The sequence below is a fragment of the Mycobacterium sp. E2989 genome, assembly GCF_001667595.1.
GTDB lineage: Bacteria > Actinomycetota > Actinomycetes > Mycobacteriales > Mycobacteriaceae > Mycobacterium.
Window position 1 is genome coordinate 35499 of the sequence record NZ_LZJX01000126.1, and the last position, 16050, is coordinate 51548.

At 66.2% G+C, this 16050-nt stretch carries 18 protein-coding genes; 6 read left to right on the plus strand and 12 right to left on the minus strand.

From position 1 onward, the window contains the following. Positions 1-25 precede the first annotated feature (25 nt). Entirely contained in the window at positions 26-1000 is a 975-nt protein-coding gene (gene nrdF, locus A5680_RS22780; RefSeq protein ID WP_197281278.1) for a class 1b ribonucleoside-diphosphate reductase subunit beta, read from the minus strand. 271 nt (positions 1001-1271) lie between these two features. Here nrdF and A5680_RS22785 point away from each other — a divergent pair, with 271 nt between their 5' ends. After that, positions 1272-1718 (plus strand): SRPBCC family protein, encoded by a 447-nt coding sequence (locus A5680_RS22785; RefSeq protein ID WP_055403991.1) that lies wholly within the window; start codon positions 1272-1274, stop codon positions 1716-1718. Next, entirely contained in the window at positions 1702-2250 is a 549-nt protein-coding gene (locus A5680_RS22790) for a TetR/AcrR family transcriptional regulator (protein WP_055403992.1), read from the plus strand. Before A5680_RS22785 ends, A5680_RS22790 begins: the two co-directional genes overlap by 17 nt. Here A5680_RS22790 and A5680_RS22795 read toward each other — a convergent pair. Beyond that, positions 2225-2794 (minus strand): TetR/AcrR family transcriptional regulator, encoded by a 570-nt coding sequence (locus tag A5680_RS22795; RefSeq protein WP_067823481.1) that lies wholly within the window; start codon positions 2792-2794, stop codon positions 2225-2227. The genes A5680_RS22790 and A5680_RS22795 overlap by 26 nt on opposite strands. Positions 2795-2896: 102 nt before the next feature. On the opposite strand from A5680_RS22795, the gene A5680_RS22800 reads away from it, so the two are divergent. Next, a complete protein-coding gene (locus tag A5680_RS22800) occupies positions 2897-3805 on the plus strand; it encodes an SDR family oxidoreductase (RefSeq protein ID WP_067823484.1) in 909 nt (302 codons plus the stop codon). Here A5680_RS22800 and A5680_RS22805 read toward each other — a convergent pair. The 8 genes from A5680_RS22805 to A5680_RS22840 all read right to left on the minus strand — a co-directional run bounded on the left by A5680_RS22805 (position 3790) and on the right by A5680_RS22840 (position 11177). Then, positions 3790-4248: a universal stress protein gene (locus tag A5680_RS22805; RefSeq protein WP_055403355.1), complete on the minus strand. Its 459-nt coding sequence runs from the start codon at positions 4246-4248 to the stop codon at positions 3790-3792. The genes A5680_RS22800 and A5680_RS22805 overlap by 16 nt on opposite strands. Positions 4249-4286: 38 nt before the next feature. After that, positions 4287-5831, minus strand: a complete 1545-nt coding sequence (locus A5680_RS22810) for an NAD(P)/FAD-dependent oxidoreductase (RefSeq protein ID WP_067823658.1) — start codon at positions 5829-5831, stop codon at positions 4287-4289. Positions 5832-5900: 69 nt separating this feature from the next. After that, entirely contained in the window at positions 5901-6635 is a 735-nt protein-coding gene (locus A5680_RS22815) for a TetR/AcrR family transcriptional regulator (RefSeq protein ID WP_067823662.1), read from the minus strand. Positions 6636-6692: 57 nt separating this feature from the next. Further along, the gene (locus A5680_RS22820) at positions 6693-7214 is read right to left on the minus strand and encodes a hypothetical protein (protein ID WP_067823487.1); all 522 of its coding nucleotides are present in this window, start codon (positions 7212-7214) and stop codon (positions 6693-6695) included. Positions 7215-7236: 22 nt separating this feature from the next. After that, complete coding sequence (gene nrdE, locus A5680_RS22825) at positions 7237-9402, minus strand: class 1b ribonucleoside-diphosphate reductase subunit alpha (RefSeq protein ID WP_055403353.1); 2166 nt, start codon at positions 9400-9402, stop codon at positions 7237-7239. Beyond that, positions 9372-9824, minus strand: coding sequence for a class Ib ribonucleoside-diphosphate reductase assembly flavoprotein NrdI (gene nrdI, locus A5680_RS22830; protein WP_055403352.1), 453 nt, complete (start codon positions 9822-9824; stop codon positions 9372-9374). Before nrdI ends, nrdE begins: the two co-directional genes overlap by 31 nt. Positions 9825-9868: 44 nt before the next feature. Further along, positions 9869-10108 carry a redoxin NrdH gene (locus A5680_RS22835; RefSeq protein WP_055403351.1) on the minus strand — a complete coding sequence of 80 codons (240 nt, stop codon included), beginning with the start codon at positions 10106-10108 and terminating at the stop codon, positions 9869-9871. 508 nt (positions 10109-10616) lie between these two features. Continuing rightward, the gene (locus tag A5680_RS22840) at positions 10617-11177 is read right to left on the minus strand and encodes an NAD(P)H-dependent oxidoreductase (RefSeq protein ID WP_231977683.1); all 561 of its coding nucleotides are present in this window, start codon (positions 11175-11177) and stop codon (positions 10617-10619) included. A gap of 93 nt (positions 11178-11270) precedes the next feature. Between A5680_RS22840 and A5680_RS22845 the strand changes: the two genes are divergently transcribed. Further along, on the plus strand, positions 11271-11885 hold the full coding sequence (locus A5680_RS22845; RefSeq protein ID WP_055403350.1) for a TetR/AcrR family transcriptional regulator: 615 nt from the start codon (positions 11271-11273) through the stop codon (positions 11883-11885). Positions 11886-11888: 3 nt separating this feature from the next. Next, a complete protein-coding gene (locus A5680_RS22850) occupies positions 11889-12932 on the plus strand; it encodes a DNA polymerase IV (protein ID WP_067823490.1) in 1044 nt (347 codons plus the stop codon). Here A5680_RS22850 and A5680_RS22855 read toward each other — a convergent pair. After that, positions 12867-13790 carry an SDR family oxidoreductase gene (locus A5680_RS22855; RefSeq protein WP_067823493.1) on the minus strand — a complete coding sequence of 308 codons (924 nt, stop codon included), beginning with the start codon at positions 13788-13790 and terminating at the stop codon, positions 12867-12869. The genes A5680_RS22850 and A5680_RS22855 overlap by 66 nt on opposite strands. A gap of 27 nt (positions 13791-13817) precedes the next feature. Continuing rightward, positions 13818-14453, minus strand: coding sequence for a TetR/AcrR family transcriptional regulator (locus A5680_RS22860; RefSeq protein WP_055403347.1), 636 nt, complete (start codon positions 14451-14453; stop codon positions 13818-13820). Between the two features lie 114 nt (positions 14454-14567). Between A5680_RS22860 and A5680_RS22865 the strand changes: the two genes are divergently transcribed. Then, positions 14568-16049, plus strand: coding sequence for a cytochrome P450 (locus A5680_RS22865; RefSeq protein WP_067823496.1), 1482 nt, complete (start codon positions 14568-14570; stop codon positions 16047-16049). Position 16050: the final 1 nt, after the last annotated feature.

A 16050-nucleotide genomic window follows, 5' to 3' on the forward strand; every position in this document is an offset into this window, starting at 1 on the left:
CGGCCCGATTCCTGAGCTAGCGAGCCTAGAAGTCCCAGTCCTCGTCCTCGGTGACGACGGCCTTGCCGATCACGTAGCTCGAGCCCGAGCCGGAGAAGAAGTCGTGGTTCTCGTCGGCGTTGGGCGACAGCGCCGACAGGATCGCCGGGTTGACGTCGGTCTCGTCGCGGGGGAACAGCGCTTCGTAGCCGAGGTTCATCAGCGCCTTATTGGCGTTGTAGCGCAGGAACTTCTTGACGTCCTCGGTCAGCCCGACCTGGTCGTAGAGGTCCTGGGTGTACTCCACCTCGTTGTCGTAGAGCTCGAACAGCAGCTCGTAGGTGTAGTCCTTGAGCTCGGTGCGCTTGTCCTCGTCGACCAGCGCCAGCCCACGCTGGTACTTGTAGCCGATGTAGTAACCGTGCACGGCCTCGTCGCGGATGATCAGCCGGATCATGTCGGCGGTGTTGGTCAGCTTGGCCCGGCTCGACCAGTACATCGGCAGGTAGAAGCCCGAATAGAACAGAAAGCTCTCCAGCAGCGTCGAGGCCACCTTGCGCTTGAGCGGCTCGTCGCCCTTGTAGTACTGCATGACGATCTCGGCCTTGCGCTGCAGGTTCGGGTTCTCCTCCGACCAGCGGAACGCGTCGTCGATCTCGGCCGTCGAGCACAGGGTGGAGAAGATGTTGCTGTAGCTGCGCGCGTGCACCGACTCCATGAACGCGATGTTGGTGTAGACGGCTTCCTCGTGCGGGGTCAGCGCGTCTGGGATCAGGCTGACCGCGCCGACCGTGCCCTGGATGGTGTCCAGCAGCGTCAGCCCGGTGAATACCCGCATGGTCAGCTGCTTCTCACCCGGGGTCAGCGTCGCCCACGACGGGAGGTCGTTGGACACCGGCACCTTCTCGGGCAGCCAGAAGTTTCCGGTCAGCCGGTCCCAGACCTCGGCGTCCTTCTCGTCCTGCAGCCGGTTCCAGTTGATCGCCGAAACGCGGTCAATCAGCTTCATGTTTTCGGTCACCAGAACCCCACTTCACACGCGGTTTTTGCCTGCAGTCGACTAGAACTCAAACACTACCCCTGGGGTACGACAAGGGAGCGGAACACAAGACGTTGTGTTTGCGTGTCGTGCGTCGGCCGCTTCGTCGAGCGTGCACTGACGGCGAAGAACCGGCGAAATCTGCGCCGCCAGTTCACGCTCGGTGGCCCCGCCGTCGGTCCGATCCGTCTTCGGCCCGCCCCGGCGCGGTGAAGGCCTTGACCGGCAGCGCTTTGGATGTACCATTTGGTACATGTTTACCGAAGACAGTGTCGAGATCGATGCACCGCCGCAGCTCGTGTGGGATGTCTTCAGCGACGTCGAGCGCTGGCCCGAGTGGACCGCGTCGGTGACGTCGCTGGTCGGACGGGACGGCCACGCGCTCGAGGTCGGCAGGCGGTTCGCGATCAAGCAGCCCGGCATGGCGAAGCTGATCTGGAAAGTCACCGAGATCGATCCGGGCGCCTCCTGGACCTGGGTGCAACGCTCCCCCGGCGTCCTGGTGAGCGCCCGGCACTACGTGACCGGATTGCCCGGCGGCCGCACCCTGGTGCGCCAGCAGCTGGATCAGCGCGGCGTGCTCGGCGCGCTGGTCGGTCGGCTGATGGTCAATAAGACCAAGCGATTCCTCGAGCTCGAGGCTCAGGGACTCAAGGCCCGGTCTGAGCAGCTCAGCCGCGCCGATGGCACGCACTCCTGACGCGCAGCGGCGCCGCGAACTACTGGAAACGCTGTTCGAGGAGTTCGCCGCGAACGGCATCGGCAACCGTTCGTTGCGCGAGGTGGCCGCCGCGGTCGGCACCAGTCATCGGATGTTGTTGCACCACTTCGGGTCTCGCGAAGACCTGTTGATCGCGATCGTCGAGGAGGCCGAGCGCCGCCAGATGGCATTGGTGCCCGGGTTACCCATGGACCCGGCCGAGGGCTTCGCCGCGATGTGGGCCGACCTTCGCCGCCCCGAGCTGCGCCAGTTGGAGCGCCTCTTCTTCGAGTGCTATTCGCGCGCCGCCCAGGGCGAAAAGCCGTTCACGCGAATGATTCCCGGCGCGGTCGATGGCTGGCTGCGTGAGGTCGAGTCGGCCGCCGCCGGCGTGCCCTACGACGGCGCGATGGCACGGCTCGGGCTGGCGGTCACGCGTGGCTTGCTGTTGGACCTGGTGGCCACCGACGACGAAGCCGGCGTGGACGCGGCCGCGCAGGCGTTCATCACGCTCTTGGCAACACCGAGATGAGGGTGTCCACAAGCTCCTCGGCGTTGGTGTGCCACTTGTCCAGATCCATGTGCCCGCTCAAATCCAAACCCGTGATCCCGTGGGCACTGGTCAACAGCAGCGCGCCGTAACGCCGCGCCTGCTCGGGACCGGTGATGCGGCCCACGATGTCGAGGAACAGATCCTGCGCGCGTTCGGCCGCCCGCATCGCGTCGGTCGGGTCCCCCGGCGGCGGGGTGAACATCAGCCGATACAGATGCGGCCGGGCACGGCCGAGCCCGATCAGCGAAAGCAGGCCGGAGCGCAACGACTCCTCGGGCGCATCGTCACTGGCCACCAAAACCTCGAGCAGATCCCCCAAATCGCTCAGCGCGTTGGTGGCCACGACGGCGAGTAGCGATTCCTTGTCGGCGAAGTGGCGATACGCCGCGGACCGCGATACACCGGCCCGCGCCCCCACCTCCCGCAGCGTCACCGCCTCGACCCCGCCGAGGTCCAGCAGGGCACCCGCGGCCTCGAGCAGCGAACGGCGGGTGGCCGCGGCGCTTTCCGCGCGTGTCGTCACCCGCCGAGCATAAGCCCGGGTTTGAGTTGACAATGTCAACTTGAAGGCCTAGCTTCAGTTGACAACGTCAACTCAAGTGCCGCACCCCGGACGGAGACCACCATGAATTCCTCCAATCGCATCGATCGCCGGGAGCTGATCGTCGTCACGGGCGCCTCCACGGGCATGGGCGCGGCGACCGCGAAGGAGTTGGCGCGCAGGGGTTTCCACGTCCTTGCCGGTGTCCGTCGCGACGCCGACGCCGACGCGCTGCGCGCCGAAGGCATCGAACCGCTCATCCTCGACATCACCGTCGAGCCGGACGTGGCCGCGCTGGCCGATCGTGTCGCGAATGATCCGCTGCGTCGCCCCCTTCGCGCGCTCGTCAACAACGCCGGCATCGCGATCAACGCTCCGGTCGAGACGTTGCCGATGGCGCAGTGGCGCAAGCAATTCGAGGTCAACCTGTTCGGACACATCGCGATGACGCAGGCGCTGCTGCCGGCCCTGTTAGCCAGCAAAGGCACCGTCGTGAACATAAGTTCCGTCGGCGGCAAGGTCGTCTTGCCGACCTACGGCGCATACGCCGGTTCCAAGTTCGCTCTCGAGGCGGTCAGCGACGCCCTGCGCCGCGAGATCGGCCATCTCGGCGTCAGGGTCGTCGTCGTCGAACCCGGCGCGGTCAAAACCGAAATGGCCGAGCGGGGAATCGCCACCGCGGAGGCACTGATGGCCGACATGACCCCTGTCCAGCTCGCGCGTTACGACGCGCTCGCGGGAGCCGTCACCGCCCAAGCCCGATCGTTCGGCGAGGACGGCGTCCCGGCTGAACACGCCGCCAAGGTGATCGTGAAGGCCGCCACCGCATCTCGCCCCCGCACCCGCTACACCATCGGACGCGACGCCGCGATCCTGGTGCGCGTCAGCCGGCTGGTCTCCGACCGGGTCTTGGATCGCATTGTGCGCCTGAGCCTTCGGTCCTTTGCAAAAGGCGCGCAGTCGAGCGACTTCGCCGATCAGTCGATGGTGTAGACGATCAGCACGTCGGTCTTGGCCCGGCGGGAGACTTCGGATGGGACCGATCCCAGCAGTCGCCCGGCGACGCTGCTGAGCCCGACGTTGCCGACCACGAGCAGGTCGGCCTCGATCTCCTCGGCGAGCTGCACCAGCGCATTGATGGGCGGACCGACGATCGGCTTCTCCTCCACGTCCGTGGCCCCGGCCTGGTGCGCCCGTTCCCTGGCGTTCTGCAGGATCGCGAAGAAAGGGGCCTCGCCCACCGTCCGGTAGTCCTGACCGTGGTCGCTTCCCGGTGGGATGGCGTAGCGGCCCTTTTCCACGGGCACGGGGAGATGCGCGGTCGCGACGATCAATTTCGCGCCGTGATGCGCAGCGATCGCGGCGGCTCGGTCCACCGCACGCAGCGAGGAATCCGAGCCATCGGTGCCGACCACGACGATCTGATAGGCGCTCATTGCCCTCCCAGTGTAAGGCCCGGTAGGCCAGGTGATGCCTACCCGGCGGGGCTCAGATTCTTTTGATCGGTTGTCCCGAAGAACCGGTACTCCTCCGGCTTGACCCCGCGGGTGGCCCGCCAGTACTGCCACGTGTAGCCGCCCCACAGCACCGTGTTCCTGCCGTGCTCGTCGAGATACCAGCTGGCGCAGCCGCCGGTGTTCCACACGGACTGCGAAAGCTTTTGTTGCAGTTCATCATTGAAGCGGTCCTGCGCGGCACGGGTGGGCGCCAGCGCCTGCGCGCCCCTCTTGTCGCAGGTCTTGATCGCGTCGGCGACGTAGTGGATCTGCGATTCGATCATGAACACCACGGAGTTGTGCCCGAGCCCGGTGTTGGGTCCGAGTAGGAAGAACAGGTTCGGTACGTCGGCGACGGTGATGCCGCGGTGCGCGCCGATGCCCTCGCGGTTCCAGCGGTCGACCAGGTCCTCGCCGTGCCGACCCTTGACCTGGACGTAGGTGTAGGAGTCGGTGACGTGGAAGCCGGTGGCGTAGACGATGACGTCCGCCTGGTGTTCCCGGCCGTCGGCGGTGACGATCCCGTCGGGCGTGATGCGGCTGATGGGATCGGTGATCAGTTGGGTCTTGGGGTCCGCGACCGCGCCGTAATAGGTGGAGGAGTTCAGGATTCGCTTGCACCCGATGCGGTAATGCGGCGTCAGTTTGCGGCGCAGCTCGCGGTCCTTCACCGAGCGGCGAATGTTGTATTTGCAGTAGGCCTCGATGAACTTCAGCGCGTTGGGCCGCTTGGTCATCCCGAAGGCCAGCGCCTCCTGGGCCCAGTAGATCCCCAGACGCGTCAGCGCGCGCAGCCCGGGGACGTTTTGCATGGCCCGCCGCAGGGCCGGCGGGATATCGGGGTTGGACCGCGGCACCACCCACGGCGGGGTGCGCTGGTAGAGCTGCAACTCGGCGACCTGCCCGACGATCTCGGGCACGATCTGGATCGCGCTGGCGCCGGTGCCGACGATCGCGACACGCTTGCCGGTCAGGTCGACGCTGTGGTCCCATTCCGCGGAATGGAAAGCGGGACCGGCGAATTCGTGCCGACCCTCGATTTCGGGGAACGACGGGATGTGCAGCGCGCCCGCGCCGGAGATGAGGAACTGGGCGACGTACTCACGGCCGTCGGCGGTGAACACATGCCAACGGTTCTCGTCGTCGTCCCAGTGAGCACGGTCCACCAGGGAGTTGAACACGATGTAGCGGCGCAGCCCGTACTTGTCGGTGACGCCCTTGAGGTAGTCCCAGATCTCAGGCTGGTAGGAGAACGGGTTCTTCCAGTCCGGCTTGGGCTCGAATGAGAACGAATACAGGTGCGACGGGATATCGCAGGCGCAGCCGGGGTAGCTGTTGTCGCGCCAGGTCCCCCCGATGTCGCCGGCCTTTTCCAGGATGACGAAGTCTTGCCCACTGAAGCCCTGCTTTTGCAGGGCGATCGCCATGCCGAGGCCGGAGAAGCCGGTCCCGATGATGATGGCTCGCGTGTGGACGGGCTGGTGTGCGGTTGTCGGCTCGTCTTGTGTCACGACGTCGGTCACGGTGGATCGGTCTTCCTGTTGGTTCACGAAAAATACCCGGTACCCAGGGTATCGGATGCTGTCAACGCCTCAGCTCGCCGCCGGATTGCTGGGCACCACGCTGTGTACCGGCCGGTCGGGATCCATCGAGATGCCGAGCGCCTCGGCGGTGCCGACGATGACCCCCACCATGATCGTCGTCAGGTGGGCGACAAACTGCTCGCGCGGCATGCGCCGGGCGCTTTGCGGGTCGGGACCCAGCCACCATTCGGTGGCCGAGGCGGCCGAGCCGAAGGCCGCGTGCGCGGCCAGCTCGAACGCCGCGTGGTCGAGTTCCATTTCGCGCAGCTCGTCGTCGAACAGGTCGGCCATCGCCAACGTGATCCCCCGGCCCTCGTTGAGGATCTGCGGGCTGGCCGCCGAGCGGCCCTGGATGAACACCCGCAGCACGTTGGGGTGCTGGTCGACCAGGCCCACGTATTCCTCGACGCTGCGACGGATCACCTCGCGCGCCGAGTCGGTCTTGAGGTTCACCGCAGGGAAGATCGCCGTCCAGAGCATGTCGCGCAGGCGTTCACCGATGGCCTGGAACAAGTCGGACTTGTCGTGGAAATGGCGGTAGATCTTCGGCTTGGCCGTGCCGGCCTCCTCGGCGATCTCCCGCACGCTCAGGTCCGGGCCCAGCCGGTCGATGGCGCGGAAGGCCGCGTCCACGATTTCGCCGCGCACCTTCTTGCGGTGTTCGCGCCAACGCTCGCTGCGCGCGTCGACCTTGACCCCCGGCGGCTTCACGCCGGGGTGAGGTGGTCGGGAGGGTCGAGGCATTTTCACCACATCAAGCACCATACCGCGTAGGCCCCGCTGACCTGGGCAGACTCCGCCTCACCAGCGCAGCATCGGAAACGGCCGGCGTGGGTGAGAGGCAGCGTAGCCGAGCAGGCCGCGTGCCAGGAAGGCGTGGAATTTCAGGTACGGCAGTTCCGTCACCACGCCGTTGACGAGGGATCGCGGCAGGGGCCCGCGCAGGAGCCCACGACTGACGTCGACGCGGTCGGCGATGCGAAACGTTTCGATCATCGGGTCCGCAACGGCGCGCAGCTTGTGGTGACAGGTGACCATCGTGCGCGCGTCGCCGACTTCGGCGATGCCGAACTCGCCGGCCAGGCTCGACGCGAGGTCGGCCGAGGGCTCCAAGTAATCGAAGGTGCCCGCCGTCCAGATGCCCAGGTCGTGCACCGCCCACGCGAGCGCCGCCCAGTCGGGCAACGGGGCACCGCGAAGCGCTTGGTGATAGGTCAGTCCCCGATAGACGTGATTTCGGTAGACGGGAAGGTCGGCCCCCAGCGCGTCCTCGTAACGCCGCAGCGCGGCGTCGACGATCGGATGGGCGGTGACCGCGCTCACCGGAGACTTCCCTCGTGCGCTCCTACAGCATGCAGGAGACGCAGCCCTCGACCTCGGTGCCCTCGAGCGCCATCTGCCGCAGCCGGATGTAGTAGAGCGTCTTGATGCCCTTGCGCCAGGCGTAGATCTGCGCCTTGTTCACGTCGCGGGTGGTGGCGGTGTCCTTGAAGAACAGCGTCAGGCTCAGCCCCTGGTCCACGTGCTGGGTGGCCGCGGCGTAGGTGTCGATGACCTTCTCATAGCCGATCTCGTAGGCGTCCTGGAAGTACTCCAGGTTGTCGTTGGTCATGTAGGGCGCCGGGTAGTAGACGCGGCCGATCTTGCCTTCCTTGCGGATCTCCACCTTGCTGGCGATCGGGTGGATCGAGCTGGTCGAGTGGTTGATGTAGGAGATCGACCCCGTCGGCGGGACGGCCTGCAGGTTCTGGTTGTAGATGCCGTGCTCGCGCACCGACTCCTTCAGCCGCTTCCAGTCGTCCTGGGTGGGTATGCGAATGTCCGCGTCGGCGAAGAGCTGACGCACCTTGTCGGTCTGCGGCTCCCACACCTGGTCGATGTACTTGTCGAAGAACTCACCCGAGGCGTACTTCGACCGCTCGAAACCGCCGAAGGCCCTACCCCGTTCGATCGCGATGCGATTCGACGCCCGCAGCGCGTGGTACAGCACGCAGTAGAAGTAGATGTTGGTGAAGTCGATGCCTTCCTCGGACCCGTAGAAGATGCGCTCGCGCGCCAGATAGCCGTGCAGGTTCATCTGCCCCAGCCCGATCGCGTGGGACTCGTTGTTGCCCTGCTCGATCGAGGGCACCGAGGTGATGTGCGTCTGGTCGCTCACCGCGGTCAGCGCGCGGATCGCCACCTCGATGGTCTGCGCGAAGTCTGGCGAATCCATCGCCTTGGCGATGTTCAGCGAACCGAGGTTGCACGAAATGTCCTTGCCCACCTTGGAATACGACAGGTCGTCATTGAACTCCGACGGCGTGGACACCTGCAGGATCTCCGAGCACAGGTTCGAGTGCGTGATCTTGCCCTCGATCGGGTTGGCCCGGTTCACCGTGTCCTCGAACATGATGTAGGGGTAACCGGACTCGAACTGCAACTCGGCCAGGGTCTGGAAGAACTCCCGCGCCTTGATCTTCGTCTTGCGGATGCGCGCGTCGTCGACCATCTCGTAGTACTTCTCGGTCACCGAGATGTCGGCGAACGGCACGCCGTAGACCCGCTCGACGTCGTACGGCGAGAACAGGTACATGTCCTCGTTCTTCTTGGCGAGCTCGAAGGTGATGTCGGGAATCACGACGCCCAGCGAGAGCGTCTTGATCCGGATCTTCTCGTCGGCGTTCTCCCGCTTGGTGTCCAGGAAACGGTAGATGTCCGGGTGGTGCGCGTGCAGGTACACCGCGCCGGCGCCCTGGCGCGCGCCCAGCTGGTTGGCGTAGGAGAACGAATCCTCCAGCAGCTTCATGATCGGGATGACGCCCGAGGACTGGTTCTCGATGTTCTTGATCGGTGCCCCGTGCTCGCGAATGTTGCTCAGCAGCAACGCAACCCCACCGCCGCGCTTGGACAGCTGCAGCGCGGAGTTGATCGAGCGGCCGATCGACTCCATGTTGTCCTCGATGCGCAGCAGGAAGCAGCTCACCGGCTCGCCGCGCTGCTTCTTGCCCGAGTTCAGAAACGTCGGGGTGGCCGGCTGGAACCGCCCGTCGATGATCTCGTCGACCAGCTTCTCGGCCAGCCCGGTGTCGCCGGCGGCCAGCGTCAACGCCACCATCACCACGCGGTCCTCGAAGCGCTCCAGGTAGCGCTTGCCGTCGAACGTCTTCAGCGTGTAGGAGGTGTAGTACTTGAACGCGCCGAGGAACGTCGGGAACCGGAACTTCTTGGCGTAGGCGCGGTCCAGCAGCTCCTTGACGAAGTTGCGCGAGTACTGGTCGAGAACCTCACGCTCGTAATAGTTCTCGCGGATCAGGTAGTCGAGCTTCTCATCCTGGTTGTGGAAGAAGACGGTGTTCTGGTTGACGTGCTGCAGGAAGTACTGCCGCGCCGCCAGCACGTCTTTGTCGAACTGGATCTTGCCGTCTGCGTCGTACAGATTCAGCATGGCGTTCAGCGCGTGGTAGTCCGTTTCACCGGGCAACGCGTGCGCGCCGGAGGTTACAGGCTCTGCAGTGACGGTTGGTGGCACGTCTGTTCCTTCCAGAAGTCAGCCAGGCCCGCGCGAACGGCGTCCACGTCGTCCGGGGTTCCCATCAGTTCGAAGCGGTAAAGGTAGGGCACGCCGCATTTGCGCGAGATCACGTTGCCCGCGTAGGCGAATTCGGCGCCGAAGTTGTTGTTGCCCGCGGCGATGACGCCGCGGATCAACGACCGGTTCTGCTCGTTGTTCAAGAATGCGATGACCTGCTTGGGCACGTAGCCACCGGCGTTGAGGTCCGGGGTGGCGCGGCCGCCGCCGTACGTGGGCAGGATCAGCACGTACGGCTCGTCGACCTCGATGCGGCCATGCAGCGGTATCCGCGTGGCGGGAACACCCAGCTTCTGCACGAAGCGGTGGGTGTTCTCCGACACGGAGGAGAAATAGACCAGGTTGCGTTGCGTGCTATCCATGGCACCGCAACCTCCTTCGTTACCTAACGTCCGTCGCTAAACACTCAAGCGCTGAGCGCCGCCTCCGACAGGGCCTTGATGCGGTCCGGCCGGAAACCCGACCAGTGGTCGTTGCCGGCCACCACCACGGGGGCCTGCAGGTAGCCAAGCGCCATCACGTAGTCGCGCGCCTCGTTGTCCAGCGTGATGTCGACCTTCTCGTAGCCGATGCCCTGCTTGTCGAGGGCCTTGAACGTGGCGCTGCACTGCACGCATGCCGGCTTGGTGTACACGGTGATGCTCATGGAAGCCGCTCCTTTGCGGAAGGTGGGACCTGTAACGGACTGGCAACTACTCGGTACTACGTCTTCGCTGTGTTACAGCGGGCCGTCAAGCCCCCTCATTCCCGTCCTGCGGCCGCCCAGCGTCGAATGACCTGGTGAGCCGATTTCGGGTGGTGAACCAGGCCCCGGTCGGCCTGGTGAACCTGGGATCTGCCGGTGCTCGAAACACTACACCTAGTGGCTGACAAGATGTCGAGATACAACATGTTCGGAATAACATTTCTGAAATTCGCTGGTCGTAGGGCCTCCGCAAGACACGCGCCCGGCGTGTCGCAGGTCACATTTCCACCGAAGGCGCCCATGCGAATGGTTGTATCACCGGACACCGACAACTCCCGGCGGCGCCGGTGCGTCCCGACCGCCCCGGACCGCCACCAGCAAAGCCGCCAGCCGTGGGCTGGCGGCTTCTGCTATGCGATTGCGGCAACCTGGCTGGTCGCCCGGCGGGCGGCTTGTCGACTTCCGCCAATCAGCCGACTTCGGCGGCCAGCTTTCCGATGACATCGCGCACATTGCCCGAGAGCTCGGCGTGCTCCGCGGGCGCCTTGCCCTCCAGGGTCTTGAACGGCACCGAGAGTTTGAGCGAGTCGACCACCCGGGCCCCGGCGATCCCGAACGACTTACGGGTCTCGTCGTGCGCCCACACGCCGCCGTACTGGCCGAAGGATCCCCCGATGACGGCCAGCGGCTTGCCCTTCAGCGCGCCGTTGCCGAACGGGCGGGACAGCCAGTCGATCGCGTTCTTGATGACGGCCGGGATACTGCCGTTGTATTCCGGGGTGACCACGAGCGCGGCGTCAGACTGGGCCGCGGCGGTGCGCAGCGCCGTCACCGGGCCCAGCGGCGGCGCGTCGGCGTTCATCGCGTCGTCGATTTCCTCGTTGTAGAACGGCAGCTCCCCCAGCCCGTCGAACACCGTCACGGTGACACCGTCGGGAGCGATGTCCGCCGCCAACTCCGCGATCTGACGATTGATCGACGCGGAGCGCAGGCTCCCCACTAGCGCCAAAACCTTGATGTTGTCCGCCACCGTCGTAGTTTCCCTTCGCTTGTTGGTTTCCATCCTCGCACGCTGCAACCGGACTATGGTCCGTTTCTATTCCCGCCGCGTTAAAGTACTGGGGTGAGCACTATCGAGCGGCTCGGCGACATGCCCGTCTGGGCACCCCAAGCGCCCGTGCCGGAACGGGGTGACGCGGCGCGCAACCGCGCCCTCCTCGTGGACGCGGCCCGGCGCCTGGTCGCCGAGCGCGGCGCCGACGCGGTCACCATGGACGACGTCGCCGCCGCCGCCGGCGTCGGCAAGGGCACCTTGTTTCGCCGGTTCGGCAGCCGCGCCGGCCTGATGATGGTGCTGCTCGACGAGGACGAGCGAGCCAGCCAGCAGGCTTTCATCTTCGGGCCGCCACCGCTGGGACCCGACGCCACGCCGATGGAGCGGCTGGTGGCCTTCGGCCGGGAACGGATCGGCTTCGCCCACGCCCATCGCGACCTGCTGGCCGAGGCCCACCGCGATCCGCAGACGCGCTACAGCGCGCCCGTCTTGGTGCACCACACCCATATCCGGGTGTTGCTGCAGGCGGCGAACACCACCGGTGATCTCGACGTCCAGACCGACGCCCTGCTGGCCCTGCTGCACGTCAACTATGTGGAACATCAGCTCAACGAGGGCGGTCATACCCTTCAATCCCTGGGCGACGCGTGGGAAAGCCTGGCGCGCAAGCTTTGTGGGCGATAGCCGATGACCGAGCCGACGCCCAGCTGGGTCCTGCACGTCGACCTCGATCAGTTTCTGGCATCGGTGGAGTTGCGCCGCCACCCCGAGCTGACCGGGCTGCCGGTCATCGTCGGCGGCAGCGGCGATCCGACCGAACCGCGCAAGGTGGTCACCTGCGCCTCGTATGAGGCCCGGGAATTCGGCGTGCACGCGGGGATGCCGTTGCGGACGGCCGCGCGCCGCTGCCCCGAGGCGACGTTTCTGCCGTCGGACGCGCCCGCCTACGACGCGGCGTCCGACGAGGTGATGGGGTTGCTGCGCGACCTGGGACACCCGGTCGAGGTGTGGGGCTGGGACGAGGCGTACGTCGGGGTGACGGGCGCCGATCCGGCCGAAGTGGCCGAACAGATCCGAACCGTCATCTCGTCGGAAACTCACTTGTCCTGCTCGGTGGGAATCAGTGACAACAAACAGCGCGCCAAGGTCGCGACCGGCTTCGCCAAACCCGCGGGCATCTTCGCGCTCACCGACGCGAATTGGATGACCCTGATGGCGGACCGCCCGGTCGACGCGCTTTGGGGCGTGGGCCCCAAGACGGCGAAAAAGCTTGCAGCGCTGGGGATATCGACGGTGTGGGAGCTCGCGCACAGCGATGCCGAGGTGCTGACCGCAACGTTCGGCCCACGCACCGGCCTCTGGCTGCTGCTACTGGCCAAGGGCGGCGGTGACGCGCGAGTCAGCGCCGAGCCGTGGCTCCCGCGCTCGCGCAGCCACGTCGTCACCTTCCCGCGTGACCTCACCGACCGCGCCGAAATGGATTCGGCCATCACGCAATTGGCCGAACAGGCGCTGGCGGACGTGCTCGCGTCGGGCCGGATCGTGACCCGGGTCGCGGTCACCGTGCGAACCGCGACCTTCTACACCCGCACCAAGATTCGCAAGCTGGACGCACTGACCACCGATCGCGACACCATCGTCGCCGCGGCGCTGCGCGTCCTGGACCTATTCGAGCTCGACCGCCCGATTCGGCTGCTCGGGGTGCGCCTCGAGCTGGCCATGCCGGGCTAGCGGCGCGGGGGCGGGCCGCAACGCGCGGCTGAACACCACGTTGACCTGGCGCATGGCCACGCTGTAGGGCCACCACGCCAGCCGCTTGAACGCGTACAGCGCCCGGATGTCGGGCGAGGTGTAGATCAGGTAGCGGTTCTTGGCGACGCCGGCCAAGATCTTCGCGGCGGCCTTCTCCGGCGAGACGGCGTGGCCGCTGAACCGGTTCACCCAGCGGGCCACCTTCGGATCTTCGCGGTCCACGCCGGCGATCTCCACGGTTTGCACCAGAGGCGTGTTCACCGCGCCCGGCACCACGACCGAGACCCCGATGCGGTGGCGGGCCAGATCGAAGCGCAACACCTCCGACAGCCCGCGCAAGCCGTACTTGCTCGCGCTGTAGGCGGCATGCCACGGCAGCGCGACCAACCCGGCCGCCGAGGACACGTTCACCAGGTGCCCGCCGTTGCGGGCCGCCACCATCGCCGGGACGAACGTCTCGATGACGTGGATCGGACCCATCAGGTTGATCGCGATCATCTTGCTCCACTGCTCGTGCGTCAGCCGATCGACGGTTCCCCAGGCGGACACTCCGGCGATGTTGAGCACGACGTCCATGCTCGGGTGGTCGCGGTGGATGTCGGCGGCGAAGGCCGCCACCTCGCCGTAGTCGGCGATGTCGAGGGCCCGATGCGCGGGGACTCGCGCGCCGAGCGCGCGGGCGTCGGCCACCGTCGACTCCAGGCCGTCGCGGTCGCGGTCGGTCAGATACAGTTCGGCGCCCTGCGCCGCCAGCCGCAGCGCGGTGGCGCGGCCGATGCCGCTGGCCGCGCCGGTGACCAGGCACCGTTTGCCTGCGAAGTACCCCTGCTGCCCCATTGCCGTGACGATACCGGCGGTAACGGTCTACGGGCGCCCGGCCCACAGCGCGTGCAGCCACAACCGCTCGAGCACGCGCACGCGACGGTCGAGATCGCTGTCGCGGCCGGCCAGGATGGGATCGCCGGTCAGCATCAGCGCGGTGGTGCCGGCCAGGGTGCGGATCAGGGTGGGCAGGTCGTCGCTGATCGGGTGGGCGGTCCCGGCCTTCATCTCGGCCTCGACGATGGCGACGATCTGGCCCAGCACCACCTCGAATTGCTGGTCCATCAGGTTGCGGATCTCGACGTCGGTGTTGCGGGCCTCGTTGCAGGCGGTCATCACCGGGTCGTTGTGCGCGTACACCGCAGCCGCGCTGCCGACCATGCGTTTGGCGAACTGCTCCGGCGACTCGCCCGGCTGGCGGGGTGCGAAATCCTGCGTGAGCTCCTCGAGTTCCGCGGCGGCCTCGGCCATCAGCTGGGCGAGCACGGCGTACTTGGAGTCGAAGTAGAAGTAGAAGCCGGACCGGGCCACCCCGGCCCGAAGGCTGATGGTGCTGACCGACAGCTCCGCGAATGGCTTTTCCTGCAGCATTTCCCGCACGGCCTGCAGGATCGCCTGGCGCTGTTTGTCACCGCGCCGCTGCCCGCCCGGCTCACCGGTGGCGGGGTGGATGCTCATTCCCTGACCTTGCACCACGCCGATCAAAAAGCAAACTTGACAGCCGTCAAGTTTTTCCCGAAGGTTAGGGGACAGTGACGGCTGTCACGTGGGAGGGACCGCAAAGGAGCGTCTATGACCGCCACCATCAGCACCCCGCAATACCTGCTGGACCAGGCGCGCCGCCGGTTCACGCCGTCGGTCAACAACTTTCCCGGGATGGGCGCGGTAGAGCGCAAGCTGCGCACCGTCCAGTTTCCCGAGCACGTGCTGGCCGAACCGCCGCCGGGCAGCGGGCTCAAAGCGGTGGTGGGTGACGCGGGGCTGCCGGTCATCGGGCACATCATCGAGATGCTGCGCGGCGGCCCGGATTACCTGATGTTCCTGTACGAGACCAAAGGCCCGCTCGTCTTCGGCGACTCGCCGTTGCTGCCATTCGTCGCGGCGCTCGGCCCGGACGCCGCCCAGGAGCTCTACTCGAACCGCAACAAGGATTACTCCCAGCAGGGCTGGACCCCGGTGATCGGCGCCTTCTTCAAGCGCGGCCTGATGCTCCTGGACTTCGAAGAGCACCTGTTCCACCGGCGGATCATGCAGGAGGCGTTCATCCGGTCCCGGCTCGCCGGATACGTCGAGCACATGGACCAGGTGGTGTCGCAGGTCATCGCCGACGACTGGGTGATCGACGACCCTCGCTTCCTGCTCTACCCCGCGATGAAGGAGCTGACCCTCGACATCGCGTCGATGGTGTTCATGGGCCACGAGCCGGGCACCGACCGCGAGTTGGTGACCAAGGTGAACAAAGCCTTCACGATGACCGTCCGCGCCGGCAACGCGATCATCCGCAACCCGATCCCGCCGTTCACGTGGTGGCGCGGAATCAGGGCCCGGCAACTGCTGGAGAACTACTTCGACGAACGCGTCAAGGAGCGCCGCGGCAAGGAAGGCAGCGACCTGCTGACCGTGTTGTGTCAGACCGAGGACGAGGACGGCAACCGCTTCTCCGACGAGGACATCGTCAACCACATGATCTTCTTGATGATGGCCGCCCACGACACCTCCACCACCACCGCGACGAACATGGCTTACCAGCTCGCCGCGAATCCGCTGTGGCAACAACGCTGCCGCGACGAGTCGGACCGCCTCGGTGATGGGCCGCTCGACATCGAGTCGCTGGAGAAGCTCGAATCGCTGGATCTGGTGATGAACGAGTCGATCCGGCTGGTTACGCCGGTGCAGTGGGCGATGCGCCGAACGGTGCGCGACACCGAACTGCTGGGCCACTACCTACCGAAGGGCACCAACGTCACCGCGTTTCCGGGGGTGAACCATCTGCTCCCGGAGATCTGGACCGACCCCCTGAAGTTCGACCCGGAACGGTTCACCGAGCCCCGCAACGAACACAAGCGCCACCGGTACGCGTGGACTCCGTTCGGCGGCGGCGCGCACAAGTGCATCGGAATGGTGTTCGGCCAGTTGGAGATCAAGACGATCATGCATCGGCTGCTGCGTCGCTACCGGCTCGAGCTGCCCCGTCCGGGTTACGAGTCGAAGTGGGACTACCGCACCATCCCCATTCCGATGGACGGCATGCCGATCGTGCTGCGCCCGCTCTGAG

Coding starts and splice junctions, on each gene's coding strand:
- A5680_RS22785 (WP_055403991.1), top strand. CDS start 1,272: ATGTTTACCGAAGACAGTGTCGAGATCGATGCACCGCCGCAGCTCGTG.
- A5680_RS22790 (WP_055403992.1), top strand. CDS start 1,702: ATGGCACGCACTCCTGACGCGCAGCGGCGCCGCGAACTACTGGAAACG.
- A5680_RS22800 (WP_067823484.1), top strand. CDS start 2,897: ATGAATTCCTCCAATCGCATCGATCGCCGGGAGCTGATCGTCGTCACG.
- A5680_RS22805 (WP_055403355.1), bottom strand. CDS start 4,248: ATGAGCGCCTATCAGATCGTCGTGGTCGGCACCGATGGCTCGGATTCC.
- A5680_RS22815 (WP_067823662.1), bottom strand. CDS start 6,635: ATGCCTCGACCCTCCCGACCACCTCACCCCGGCGTGAAGCCGCCGGGG.
- nrdI (WP_055403352.1), bottom strand. CDS start 9,824: ATGGATAGCACGCAACGCAACCTGGTCTATTTCTCCTCCGTGTCGGAG.
- A5680_RS22835 (WP_055403351.1), bottom strand. CDS start 10,108: ATGAGCATCACCGTGTACACCAAGCCGGCATGCGTGCAGTGCAGCGCC.
- A5680_RS22850 (WP_067823490.1), top strand. CDS start 11,889: ATGACCGAGCCGACGCCCAGCTGGGTCCTGCACGTCGACCTCGATCAG.
- A5680_RS22855 (WP_067823493.1), bottom strand. CDS start 13,790: ATGGGGCAGCAGGGGTACTTCGCAGGCAAACGGTGCCTGGTCACCGGC.
- A5680_RS22860 (WP_055403347.1), bottom strand. CDS start 14,453: ATGAGCATCCACCCCGCCACCGGTGAGCCGGGCGGGCAGCGGCGCGGT.
- A5680_RS22865 (WP_067823496.1), top strand. CDS start 14,568: ATGACCGCCACCATCAGCACCCCGCAATACCTGCTGGACCAGGCGCGC.